General features: G+C 63.3%; 8 protein-coding genes. 4 read left to right on the top strand and 4 right to left on the bottom strand.

Annotated features, from left to right (window positions below; all coding sequences use genetic code 11):
- Positions 1-1,344, top strand: coding sequence for a VWA domain-containing protein (locus JAB4_RS17970; protein WP_070224447.1), 1,344 nt, complete (start codon positions 1-3; stop codon positions 1,342-1,344).
- Between the two features lie 197 nt (positions 1,345-1,541).
- Positions 1,542-3,812, top strand: a complete 2,271-nt coding sequence (locus JAB4_RS17965; RefSeq protein ID WP_070224446.1) for an outer membrane beta-barrel family protein — start codon at positions 1,542-1,544, stop codon at positions 3,810-3,812.
- On the opposite strand, the gene JAB4_RS17960 is transcribed toward JAB4_RS17965, so the two are convergent.
- Both JAB4_RS17960 and JAB4_RS17955 read right to left on the bottom strand, forming a co-directional pair.
- Positions 3,809-4,849: an SMI1/KNR4 family protein gene (locus tag JAB4_RS17960; RefSeq protein ID WP_070224445.1), complete on the bottom strand. Its 1,041-nt coding sequence runs from the start codon at positions 4,847-4,849 to the stop codon at positions 3,809-3,811. The two genes, JAB4_RS17965 and JAB4_RS17960, sit on opposite strands and share 4 nt — an antisense overlap.
- The gene (locus JAB4_RS17955) at positions 4,849-5,823 is read right to left on the bottom strand and encodes a thymidylate synthase (RefSeq protein ID WP_070224444.1); all 975 of its coding nucleotides are present in this window, start codon (positions 5,821-5,823) and stop codon (positions 4,849-4,851) included. Before JAB4_RS17955 ends, JAB4_RS17960 begins: the two co-directional genes overlap by 1 nt.
- 205 nt (positions 5,824-6,028) lie before the next feature.
- Between JAB4_RS17955 and JAB4_RS17950 the strand changes: the two genes are divergently transcribed.
- Together JAB4_RS17950 and JAB4_RS17945 are read left to right on the top strand one after the other, a co-directional pair.
- Positions 6,029-8,737 carry an EAL domain-containing protein gene (locus JAB4_RS17950; RefSeq protein ID WP_070224482.1) on the top strand — a complete coding sequence of 903 codons (2,709 nt, stop codon included), beginning with the start codon at positions 6,029-6,031 and terminating at the stop codon, positions 8,735-8,737.
- A 198-nt stretch (positions 8,738-8,935) separates the two neighbouring features.
- The gene (locus tag JAB4_RS17945; RefSeq protein WP_070224443.1) at positions 8,936-10,378 is read left to right on the top strand and encodes an OmpP1/FadL family transporter; all 1,443 of its coding nucleotides are present in this window, start codon (positions 8,936-8,938) and stop codon (positions 10,376-10,378) included.
- A 223-nt stretch (positions 10,379-10,601) separates the two neighbouring features.
- Here JAB4_RS17945 and JAB4_RS17940 read toward each other — a convergent pair whose 3' ends face one another.
- On the bottom strand, positions 10,602-11,702 hold the full coding sequence (locus JAB4_RS17940) for a beta-eliminating lyase-related protein (protein WP_070224442.1): 1,101 nt from the start codon (positions 11,700-11,702) through the stop codon (positions 10,602-10,604).
- A gap of 10 nt (positions 11,703-11,712) precedes the next feature.
- Positions 11,713-12,387, bottom strand: a complete 675-nt coding sequence (gene leuE / locus JAB4_RS17935; protein WP_070224441.1) for a leucine efflux protein LeuE — start codon at positions 12,385-12,387, stop codon at positions 11,713-11,715.

Below are 12,387 nucleotides of genomic sequence, written 5' to 3'. Positions count from 1 at the left end.
ATGGAAACCTTGAGCAAGGGACAGCGCTTGCCGCTGGCCAATCTCGTTCCCGACGGCGTGCTGGACATCGGCGTCGCCGCGCAGGGCCTTGCGCTGGACGTCGCCTGTTTCGGCCTCGATGCGGCCGGCAAGCTGTCCGACGAGCGCTACATGACTTTTTTCAACCAGCCGCGCACGCCGTGCGGCGGCGTGGAAGTGCGCACGGGCAGCGGCGGCGACACGGCCGCGTTTGCCTTGCAGTTGGCGCGCTTGCCGGCGAATATAGACCGCCTCGTCGTGACGGCTTCCATCGATGGCGGCGGCGTGATGTCGCAGCTGCAATCGGGCCATGTGCGCCTGCAGGCGGGCGGACGCGAACTGGCCCGCTTCGCGTTCGCGGGCAGTGATTTCGCACAGGAAAAAGCCGTCATGCTGGCAGAAATTTACCGCAAGGACGGCGGCTGGCGCTGCATGGCCGTGGGCCAGGGCTTCAATGGAGGCCTCGATGCGCTGGTGCAGCATTTCGGCGGCGAAGTCGACCAGGCCTCTCCTGCCACCTCTGCCGCCCCTGCGGCGGCTTCGGCCGTCATGCAGGCGAAGATCAATCTGGAAAAGCGCGTCGAACGCGAGGCACCGCAGCTGGTCAGCCTGGTCAAGCAGGCGGGCGTGTCCTTGCAAAAAGTGGGCCTGTCCGACCATCGGGCCAAGGTGTGCCTGTGCCTCGATATTTCCGGTTCCATGGGACGGCTGTATAAAGAGGGGCTGGTGCAGCGCTTTGCCGAGCGCATCCTGGCGCTGGGCTGTAAGTTCGACGACGATGGCGAGATCGACGTTTTCCTGTTCGGCAAGAACGTCCACCATCCGGCACCGATGGCCTTGAGCAACTGCAATACCTATGTGGGCCAGGCCATACAGCGCCATCCGCTCGAGGGCGACACGCGCTATGGCGCCGCCATGCAGGCGATCCGCGCGTTTTATTTCCCAGACAAGGCCGGCGGCGAGCGCACGCGGCCCGTCGCGGCCGAGCTGCCCGTGTACGTCATGTTCGTGACCGATGGCGGCACCAGCGACCAGGCGACGACGGAAAAGCAATTGCGCTGGGCCAGTAACGAGCCCATCTTCTGGCAATTCATGGGCATCGGCAAGGGGCGCAAGTCGAAAAGCAAGTTTCTCGCCGCCTTTGCCGATTCCGACTTCCCGTTTCTGGAAAAGCTCGACGAACTGCAGGGCCGCCTGGTCGACAACGCCAATTACTTTTCCGTCAGCTCGCCCGACGAGCACAGCGACGCAGAACTGTATGATTTATTGATGACGGAATATCCGGGCTGGCTGAAACTGGCGCGCGGCAATGGCTTGCTGAGGTAACGTAAAGATAGCGCAAAGGTCATCGGATGAGGCTGTACAGCCACAAGTGCAAGAGATTTGTAAATTGAAGTAAATAACAATGGTTCGCATTTGCTTTGCTCCTTGTAATCGTGGCATGCTTGAACTGTGCCCACACATGTGCTCTCACGCTGCGGCGTAGTGCCTCATCCGTAGCGTCTCGATTATCTTTTAGCCAAATGCATAAACTTCTTTTCCATTGCCTGGCGGGCGGCAGCCTGCTCGTCTCCGGCGCCGCTGTTCAGGCGCAAACCGTCACCGGTGATACCATCGTCAAGCCGCCTGCCAAGACGCCCGCCGTGGATGCGCCGCCGTCCGTCAGCGTGACGGCCGAACGTCCCACGGGCCGCATCGACCGGCAAGTCTACGACGTCAAGTCCGACGTCGGCAGCACCAATGGCACGGCGGCCGATGCCTTGAACAATGTGCCGTCGGTGGCCGTCGATCCCGATGGGGCCGTCTCCCTGCGCGGCAGCAGCAATGTGCAGATCTTGATCGATGGCAAGCCGTCGGCCATGCTGCAGGGCGATTCGCGCGGCGCCACCCTGAACGCCATGGCCGCCGACGATATCGAATCCGTGGAAGTGATCAACAATCCCGGCGCCCAGTTCGGCAACGAGGCCGGTGGCGGCCCGATCCTGAACCTGGTGATGCGGCGCAACCGCAAGCCGGGCGGTTTTGCCACCGTCAACGCGAATGCGGGCATTGCCGGACGCTACAACAGCTCCGTCTCCGGCACCTATAACGAGGGGCCGTGGGGCTACCAGGGCGGCATCAATGTGCGTCATGACGGCCGCAATTCCGTGGCCGAGGTCAGCCGCGAGCGCCTGGAGCGTGGCACGGGCGCGTTCGCCCCCAGCAGTCAGCAGTCCACCAGCAATGGCTTGAACGACTCGCTGGGCTTGCATGGCACCGTCAATTACAACCTGAACGCCAACGACACCCTTGCCGCCAGCGTGTCGTATAACGGGCGCAGCAACGACCAGCGCTCGCTCGACCGCTACCTCAATGGCGACAGCACGGGCAGCACCATCGGCGACTATGTGCGCAGTACCGTGCGCAACGGCGACAGCCGCAACTACAGCTGGGGCGCGCGCTACGACCACAAGGGCGAGTTGCCGGGGGAAACTCTCAAGATCGATTTGCGCGTGTCGTCGTCGACCAACGAGAGCGACAGCGATTACGCCAATACCTATGCGGTGGCGCCCGTGAATGCCTTCGACAGCCGCGCGCGCCAGCACAGCGAGACGGGCAACCGCATCGTCGACTTCAGCGGCGACTACGAGCGTCCGCTGGCGGGCGGCACGGCCAAGCTCGGCTACAAGGTGGCCGACAACAAGAGCAGCTTCGACACCCTGTACACGGACATCAACCCGGCCAGTCTGCTTGCCACCGTCAACCCCATGCGCAGCAACCGTTTCGAGCTCGACGAACGCACCATTGCGCTGTACGGCTCCTACCAGATGCGCCTGAGCGAGCGCTGGGGTGCGCTGGCCGGCTTGCGCGCCGAATACACGGACTTGAACGTGCGCCAGATCACCAGCGGCGTCGAGGCCGGCAACAATTACATCAACTACATTCCCAGCCTGTTCGCCACGTATAAGGTCAGCGACGAGAGCAACCTGCGCTTCAGCTATGCGCACCGCCTGCGCCGCCCGAGCGCGGGCGACCTGAACCCGTACGTGATCTACCGCGATGAGTTCAATGTGTCGGCCGGCAACCCGAAGCTGAAACCCACGCAGACGGATTCGTTCGAGATCGGCTATGAAACCAAATTGTTTGGCCTGGAAAGCAGCTTGCGTGCCTACCACCGGCGCGACACGGATGCCATCGTCGATTACCGCTATTTCATCAGTGACAATGTGCTGCTGACAACGCGGGAAAACGGCGAGGGCAGCCATTCGAGCGGCCTGGAGTTCAGCGTCAGCGGCAAGCTCACGCCATCGTTGACCCTGAACACGAGCGGCAACCTGGCGCGCAGCCAGCAGACGAGTTCCGACGACCTGGGCAACCGCAGCACGCGCACGGCGAATGCCCTGAGCGGCCGCGCGCGCCTCAATTACCAGATCAACCCGGCCAACCAGCTGCAGCTGGCCCTGCAAATGCAGGGCAAGATGCTGTCGGGACAGGGCTACCGTTCGCCGAACAACACCTTGAACGTGAGCTGGCGCCACACGGTGACGCCGCAGCTGAGCCTGGTCATGAATGTGACCGATGTGTTCAGCAGCAACAAGATGGAAACCGTCATCAACAGCGCTTCCTTGCGCGAGACGAGCACGCGGCGCTTCGATGGACGCATGATTTACGTGGGGCTGTCGTACCGCCTGGGCGGCGCCACGTCGGCGGCGAAAGAGGGCGAACGGGAACCGCGCTTCGGTCCGCCGGGCGGACGGGGGCCGGGCGGCCCAGGCGGTCCCGGCCCGGGCGGACCGGGAGGCGAAGCAGGCTAGGCCGCCGCCGCGATCTCGTTCAGGAAGTCGATGAAACTGTCCGCATGGCGCTCGAAGCGCCATGCGCCCATGCCGTGTTCTGCCGTGTACACGGGCGCATCGCCGCCGGCAATGGCGCCCAAGTCCAGGCAATACGGATCGGCGCCCGCGTCGGCGATCACCAGGTATTGTTCCGGCCAGCCGGCGATGGCGGCGCCGCTGACGGCATCCCAGGCGTAACCGGACTGGGCCTTGACCAGCTCGGCCGCGCCGTACAGGCTCAAGCCCTGGAAATATTGTTGGCTGTCGATCAACACCCGCAGCGGCGAATGGCAAGCGAGGAAGCGCCGGTACTGCTCCGGCAAGGCCCAGCGCTGCGCGATGCCGGCCATGTCGGCGGCGCTGGCGATGGTCAGCCAGTTCGATGGCTGCGCAAGGTCCTGCTCCTTTTTGCGCCGGGCCGCCAGTTTTTTCTCCAGCCTGGCGGCAGCCTTTTCCAGCGGCGTGCGCGGATCCTCGAGCGCCGCGTGAGTGGCGGGCGCCGCATGGCCTGCGCCATCCGGGTAGCCATCGCGCTGCCAGGCCTGTACAGCCTCCAGTCGCAGCTGCTCTTCCTTCCAATGGCCGGGATCGTACGGCAAACCGGCATCGAAAGGCTGGCGGCTGAAGACGGCCAAGCTTTTCACGGCCTTGGCGCGCACGCTCAGCTTGGCATTTTCCGCAGTGGCCAAGGCCACGAGCGGAGCATACGCCTCCTTGCCCATGCTTTTGAGCATGCCATCCACGCCCCAGTAGGCGAGGCCGTCCATATCAAGGCTCCAGCTGAAAAAATCGCCGTATTCTCCCGGTTCGGCCAGGGCGACGATATCCGTCATCAGGAAGGCGCGCCAGTGCAGCAACTGGCCTTCCCTGGCGTAGGCGGTCAGGATAGCGAGCACGGCTTGCCGCTCGTCGGCCGCATGCTTTTTCAGCAACCGGTCTTTCAGCTTGGAAAACTTAACGCCGTCCGTTTCGTCAAACAGCTTGCGGTGCAGGGCTGCCAGCGGTGCGACCGCCATCAGACGGCCATCGCCGCCTTGATCGGCGCATGGTGTTCATAACCTTCCAGCGAGAAATCCGACGGTTCGATCTTTTCCAGCCATTCCGGTTCGTATTTGCCCGTCTTCGCGTAATCGGGCACGCGGTCGGAAATGACAAACTTGGGCGCCGGGAACGGCGTGCGCTTCAATTGTTCTTCCACCATGTCGAGGTGGTTTTCATAGATGTGCGCGTCGCCGATGAAGTAGGTGAACCAGCGCGGCGTGTAGCCCGTCAGGCGCGCCACCAGGTGCAGCAGGGCCGCGCCTTCGGCGATGTTGAACGGCGTGCCCAGGCCGATATCGTTGCTGCGCACATATAAACACAGCGAAATTTCGCGCGTGCTGGCGTTCGGGATGAACTGGTACAGCAAGTGGCAGGCGGGCAGGGCGACGGCATCAAGCACGGCCGGGTTCCAGCCGTGGAACAGGATGCGGCGGCTGCCGGGATTGTGCATGATGGTGTCCAGGCATTCGCGCAACTGGTCGACGGCCTTGTACAGCAGCACTTTTTGCACGCCGTCCTCGACGATGGGGGCAACCAGGGTAAAACCGTTCGCTTGCGCGTCGGCGATTTGCGCGGGCTGGTCGGCGTCGAGCAGCTTGTACGCAGGCCATTGACGCCATTGCACGCCATACACGGGACCGAGGTCATCCTCGCCTTCGCGGTAGGGGTTGGCCAGCCATTGCGCATTTTCATTGGCGTTCTGGTCCCACACCTTGCAGCCCAGCGCGCGGAACTCGGCCGCGTTGCGCGAGGCGCGCAGGAAGGCGCACAATTCGCCGATCACGGATTTGAAAGCCAGTTTCTTGGTCGTGACGGCAGGGAAGTTGCCGTTGGCCAAGTCGAAACGCATCATGGCGCCCGGCACGCTCAGGGTGCGGATGCCCGTGCGGTTGTCTTGCCAGCTGCCCGTTTCGAGCACGGTCTTGATCAAATCTTGATATTGCTGCATGTATTTCTCCAACGGTAAGGATGGTGATTGTAACGCAGGCGCGACAGGCGGTCTGCGGGCCGCATACATAATTACGCGGCCGGCTTACCTGTAAACATGACTCTGTGGTAATTTGTGTGTCCTTGAAGAAATACACAGAAACGGCAGACGCTGCACCATGTTCTTGCGACAATTTGTAAATAATAATAACGGCGCCGTAGTGGAGATGAGCAGGGCCGATTTTTTCAAGGCCAATCTGCGCCTGATCCTGGCTTGGCCCTTGCTGGGGCTGGTCCTGTGCGCGGTGCTGTGGACGGCCACCTTGCTGCAGCTGGAGGCGGAAAAAAAGGTGGCGCAGCAGCAGGCGCTCGACAGCGTTTCCTCGTTGTCGAAAGCCTACAGCCAGTATCTGCTGCGCACCCTGGAGCAGATGGACCAGCTGACCTTGCAGCTCAAGTATGAATGGGAAAATTCGCGCGGCCAGTTGCGTCTCGACCAATTGAAGACGCAGGGCATGTATGCCTTGCCGCAATTTGCCATCGTCGCCATTCTCGACCGCAAGGGTCATCCCGTGACGGCCACGGCGCCGCTGCAGCGCCTGCGCGTCAACGAGCGCAGCGATTTCCTGCTGCGCCACTGGCGCAGCAATTCCAGCGCGCTGCGCATCGCGCTGGGAAAGGCCAATGCCGCCAGCGAAGCGGCGGCACCCCCGGGCGCCGACGAAAGCCTCGTGCATTTCACGCGCCGGCTGGAAGACGTGGATGGCAATTTCGACGGCGTGCTGCTGATCTCCATCCACTCCAGCTATTTTTCCGAATTCTACAACAGTGTCAATTTCGGCAAGTTCGGCATGTCCGCCATGGTGGGGGAAGAGGGCGAGCTGTTCAGCACGCGTCTCGGTGCGCGCGTGTTGCCGGCCCAGAGCGCACAGGGTACGCCATTCCTCGACACCAGTTTCCTGGAAACGGAGAGCGGCGCCCTGCATTCGGGCGGCCGGATCGCTTTTTCCGACAAGCAAAGCCGTTATGTGGGCTGGCAGGCGTTGAAAGCCTATCCGTTTGCGGCCGTGGTCGGCCTGTCGGACGGCGAAATGCTGCACCCCTACGAGGAAACGCGCACCATCTATATCGGCATCGCGCTGGCCGTCACCGTGCTGCTGCTGGCCTTTGCCGCCGTCGCCACGGTGCTGTCGCTGCGCCTGGCGTGGCGCCACCACCAGTCCGAAGGCGTGCGCAATGCCTACCGCATGGCCACCGAAGGCACGAGCGACGGCTTTTATATCATCGCCGCCCTGCGCGGCGCCGATGGCAGCATCCTCGATTTCGAGATGGTCGACTGCAACGAGCCGGGCGCCGGCTACTTCGGCGTGCGGCGCGAACAATTGCTGGGCATGCGCCTGCAGTCGCGCGCCCATGAGCCGTATTTCCGCGACCTGATCCACAATTACCGGGCCGCCATGGAGTCCGGCTTCTCCGAGGAAGAGATCGAACTGCCGGAAGGCAATCCCTTCAAGCTGCGCTGGATACGCCGGCGCCTGGTGCGCAGCGGCGACCGCCTGGCCGTCACTCTGCAAGACATCAGCACGGCCAAGGAGCACGAGCGCGACTTGCGCCGCCTGGCCAACGAGGACGGTTTGACGGGCTTGCCCAACCGATACTGGCTGCAGCAATTCCTGCCCGGCGCCCTGGGCCGCGCCGCCATCGCGCGGCGCATGCTGGCGCTGCTGTTCATCGACCTGGACGGCTTCAAGGATATCAACGATACGCAGGGCCACGCCGAGGGAGATAAAGTGCTGCGCGCCGCCTCCCTGCGCCTGAAGGCCGTGCTGCGGCCGGGCGACCACGTCGTGCGCCTGGGCGGCGACGAATTCGTTGTCGTGCTCGACCCCGTGGAGGACGACAGCCGCGCCGAGCAGGTGGCGCAGCGCATCGCCATCGCCTTTGACGAACCGTTTTACCTGGGCAGCGAACGCCACAAGATGGGGGCCTCGATCGGCATCAGCCTGTATCCGCGCGATGGCGCCGAGACGGAAGTGCTGCTGAAGAACGCCGACATCGCCATGTACGCCGTGAAAGTGGCGGGCAAGGGCCATCACCGCTTTTTCCAGCCGGAATTGTTCGAAACCATCCGCAGCCGCCGCGAACTGGAGCAAAGCCTGGTGGCGGCGCTGGAGCAGGACCAGTTCCTCGTCGTCTACCAGCCGCGCGTCGACGCCATGAGCGGGCAGCTGTGCAGCATGGAGGCGCTGGTGCGCTGGCACCATCCGCAGCATGGCATGGTGCCGCCGCTGGAATTCATCCCCGTGGCCGAGAGCAGCGGCCTGATTTCGCAGCTGGGCGAAGTCGTCATCGAAAAGGTGTGCCTGCAGATGGCGCGCTGGCAAGCCAGCGGACTGGAACTGGTGCCCGTATCGATCAACGTGTCGGCGCGCCAGTTCGGCCGCGGCGACGTGCACCAGGTGCTGGCGTCGGCGCTGACGCGCCACCGCATCGACGCGCGCCTGATCGAGGTGGAGATCACGGAATCGGCCATGATGGATGAGCAGAACCGCGCCGTGGAGCAGCTGTCGGCCATCCGCGCGCTGGGCGTGCGCCTGCTGGTCGACGATTTCGGTACCGGCTATTCCTCGCTGTCGCAGCTGCAGAAGTTCGCCATGGATGGCTTGAAGATCGACCGCGCCTTCACCATGGAGCTGGGCCGCTCGGAGCAGGGCGAGGTCTTCGTGCGCGCCATCCTGTCGATGGCGCATGCGCTGGGCATGAGCGTGGTGGCCGAAGGCGTGGAGACGCGCGAGCAGCTCGACATCCTGCGCGCGCTGCAATGCAATGAAGTGCAGGGCTATTTCATCTCGCGTCCCGTGCCGGCCGAACAGATGCTGGCGCTGATGCATCAGCGCTTCCTGATACCGCTTCCAGCACCGGCGCCGGCGCTGTAGTGCGTCGTGATTGGCATGGAAAACAACGCTGCTTCATAAAAAGAGCGAACGTTCGCTTTTTTCTAAAAAATATTATATGCTTCGCTCATGCCGTCAGTGAATTGGAGTTCACGGCGGCAAGAACAGTGCAGGACGGGTGAGGTTGAGCTACCCGGGACAATGTGACGAAGACACTTCATATAATAAAGAGAGACTAACTTGAAACATAAATATCTGCCCCTCCTCATCGCCGTCGCATGCGCCGGCTTCGCTTCCACCGCCCAGGCATCGGGCTACCGTTTCGGCTCGCAAAGCGTTTCCGCCCAGGGCACGGCCGATGCCAGCGGCGCCGAAGCGGCCGACGCGTCGACCATTTTCTATAACCCGGCCGGCATGGCGCGCCTGGAAGGCACGCAATTCGTGGGCGGCGGCACCCTGGTGGTACCGCATTCGACCTACACGGATTCGGGCTCCAAGCCTTTCTTCCCGGGCAACCGCACGCCTTACGCGGCAACCAAGGACTATGCGCCGGATGCCGTGTTCGCGCCAGCGCTGTATGCCAGCAAGAAAATCAATGAGCAGTGGACCGTCGGCGCTGGCCTGTTCGTGCCGTATGGCGCCAAGCTTGACTACGGCAACGACTGGTATGGCCGCTACGCGATCACCAATATCAAGCTCGAAGCCATCGCCCTGAATCCTTCCGTGTCGTTCAAGCTGGACCAGCACCACTCGTTCGGTTTCGGCGTGACGGCCGAATACATGAAGGCGGAACTGGGCCAGGGCGTGGACGTGCCGGGTTCGGTTGCTTTCCTGGGCAAGTTTGCCCCTAGCGCATCGCAGGCCTTCCTGGCCAATATCGCCAAGACGCAGGGTCTGGCTGCGGCGCAAGCTGCGGGCGCCGCGCTGCAGGGCCCGATCAAGGATGGCCATGCCTCGATGGATGGCCATGACTGGGGCTTCGGCTTCAACCTGGGCTACCTGTACCAGCTGAACGAAGGCACGCGTTTCGGTATCGCCTACCGCTCGTCGATTTCGCACAAGCTCAAGGGCAGCACCATCTGGGACTTCTCGCAAGTGACGAGCAATCCGGCCGTGAACGCCTTCATCGCCAAGGCATCGAACAAGGTCAATTCGGAAGCGCTGGTGGAATTGCGCACGCCGGAAACCCTGTCGGTCAACGCCTTCCATCAGATGGATGATAAGTGGGCCTTGATGGGCGACGTCACCTGGACCCGCACTTCGCGCCTGCAGAACCTGGACATCCAGTTCCCGCCGACGGCCGAAGGCGCCGAGCGCATTCGCCAGAACTGGAAAGACACCTACCGCGTGTCGCTGGGCACCAACTACAAGTACAGCGAAAGCCTGATGCTGCGCGCCGGTATCGCCCACGACCAGGCGCCGGTCCGCAGCGCCGAATTGCGCCACCCGGCCTTGCCGGACAGCGACCGCATGCAGTATTCGATCGGCGCGAACTGGAAGCTGAACGCCAATTCCTCGATCGACCTGGCTTACAGCTATATCGACTTCAAGGATGCTGACGTCAACTACACAAACGACTGCTCGCCGGTCAAGACGGGCTGCACCGGCAACGGTGAAACCACCAAGGGCCTGTTCAAGACCCGCATGCAGTTGATCGGTCTCGCTTATAACTACAAGTTCTAAGCAGGTAGTGGCGGCCAACCCGGCCGCCATGAAAGGAAAAAAGCGCCTTCGGGCGCTTTTTTTTTTGGGGGCAGACCCCAGCGGTGGTGCGCTGTTGGGCGCGGTAGGGTGTAGGTCGGATTAGCGTGGCGAAGCCGCGCGTAATCCGACGGTATTGTTGGCGATGGCTGTGGCTGTGGTGTTGTCGGGTTACGCGCTATGCGCTAACCCGACCTACCCCGACCTACGCCGATGGTGCCTTGTTACGCATGGCCTGATCCAGCAGGGTCAATGCCAGCCGCACGGTGTCGTCGGGCAGTTCCAGCAAGTTGTCGCCCACATACCACTCCACCACGCTGTGCCCGGGCAGGGCCGCGTGGCTGGCGCGGCCGAACAGCCAGATGCCGTGGTCTTCGGCCACCTGGTTGCGGATGGCGATGGCCCGCTCGCGCGACACGGGCAGGTGCAGATGCAGCATGTTCGCTTGCGGCTGGGCGGGGTTGACGGCGATCGATGGAAAATCGCGCAGCAGCGCGTACAGCCACTGCGTGCGCGCAAAATAGCGGGGCATGGCGGCGAGGCGCGCGTCGAACTGCATGGCGGCGGCCACCACGTAGGGCGTGCGGTGCACGATGTTGCCGCCCTGGCGGTGGAACCACGCGCGCGCACGCTCGACAAACGGGCGGCTGCCGGCCAGCATGGCGCCGCCGAGGCCGCCGATGCCCTTGTACAGCGACACGTAGACGGAATCAAAACCGTCGCAGATGGCGGGCAGGGACTGGCCAAAACCGGCTTGTGCTTCCCACAGGCGCGCGCCATCCATGTGCAGGTGGATATTGCGTTCGCGGCAGTGCCGCTTGATGTCTTTCAAGGCATCCCACGACGGACACTGGCCGCCGATTTCGCGCATCGGCAGTTCGACCTGCGCGGCGCCCAGCGCATCGGGCACGGCGCGCAGGTCGTCCACCGTCCACGGGCGGTGCGGGTCGCCCAGCATCAAGCCCTTGAAGTGATCGAGCAATTCATGGTTGCCCCGCTCGTGGCGCAGGATGTGCGAGGTCGGGTGCAGCGCGACGAGGCGCGAGCCCCGGTCCTGGCAGGCCAGGCGCAGGGCCGTGACTTGCGTCATGGTGCCCGTGATGCAGAACACGGCCGCCTCGAAACCGAGCAGGCCGGCGATCTTGTTCTCGAACTGTTCGATCAGCGCGCCCTCGCCATAGGTATCGTGCGCAACATCGTTGGCATCGCACCAGGCGGCCATGGCGGCGAAGGTGGCCGCTGGCGTGGGCTGGCGGTGGCCCGGCAGGATGGTGTGGCAGCGCTGGCGCAGTTCAAGCTCGTTCACGGTGTTTTCCTTACAGGGTGGCCGTGGCCAGTTTTGCGCCAAAGCCGATGAACATGGCGCCCACGCCGCCGCCCATGCCGGCCGACAGGCGGCGACGGCGGCGGAAGGTCTCGGCCAGCCGCGCGCCGACAAAGATGATGGCCGTCAGGTAGGTAAAGCTGATCACCTGGCAGATCAGGCCCAGGCCGATGAAGGACAGCACGGGCTTTGCAAAGGCCGGGTCGACGAACTGGATGAAAAACGAGATGAAGAACAAAATCGCTTTCGGGTTCATCAGGCTGATGATCAGCGCCTTGCGGAACGGGTCGCTTTCCTTGACGGGGGGCGGCACGGCTGCCGCTTCGCCTTCAGCGGGAGCGGGCGCGCGCAGCTTGCGCCAGCAGCCTATCAGCATCTGCAGGCCGATCCAGCCCAGGTAAGCCGCGCCGATGTATTTCACGACGTAGAACAGGGCCGGGCTGGCTTTCAGCAGCGAAGCGACGCCGCAGGCCGACAGCACCATCAGAATCAGGTCGCCGGCGAAGATGCCGAAGGCGCCCTGGTAGGCGGGCCGCACGCCGCGCTGGGCGGCCACGGACAGCACGTACATGGAGTTGGGACCGGGCAGGATGACGATGAAGATGGTCCCCAGTAAAAAGGTCCAGAAATCGGTGATGCCCAGGTTGGCGTGGAAAAGTGCGTTCAT

It is taken from the genome of Janthinobacterium sp. HH102, from assembly GCF_001758625.2.
Classification (GTDB): domain Bacteria; phylum Pseudomonadota; class Gammaproteobacteria; order Burkholderiales; family Burkholderiaceae_D; genus Janthinobacterium.
Note: the sequence above shows the minus strand (reverse complement) of the source record. Positions and strands in the feature narration are given on the sequence as shown.

What these genes read in the sequence shown, in the direction of transcription:
- JAB4_RS17970 (WP_070224447.1), top strand. Translation starts at nt 1, where the DNA reads ATGGAAACCTTGAGCAAGGGACAGCGCTTGCCGCTGGCCAATCTCGTT.
- JAB4_RS17965 (WP_070224446.1), top strand. Translation starts at nt 1,542, where the DNA reads ATGCATAAACTTCTTTTCCATTGCCTGGCGGGCGGCAGCCTGCTCGTC.
- JAB4_RS17960 (WP_070224445.1), bottom strand. Translation starts at nt 4,849, where the DNA reads ATGGCGGTCGCACCGCTGGCAGCCCTGCACCGCAAGCTGTTTGACGAA.
- JAB4_RS17955 (WP_070224444.1), bottom strand. Translation starts at nt 5,823, where the DNA reads ATGCAGCAATATCAAGATTTGATCAAGACCGTGCTCGAAACGGGCAGC.
- JAB4_RS17950 (WP_070224482.1), top strand. Translation starts at nt 6,029, where the DNA reads ATGAGCAGGGCCGATTTTTTCAAGGCCAATCTGCGCCTGATCCTGGCT.
- leuE (WP_070224441.1), bottom strand. Translation starts at nt 12,387, where the DNA reads ATGAACGCACTTTTCCACGCCAACCTGGGCATCACCGATTTCTGGACC.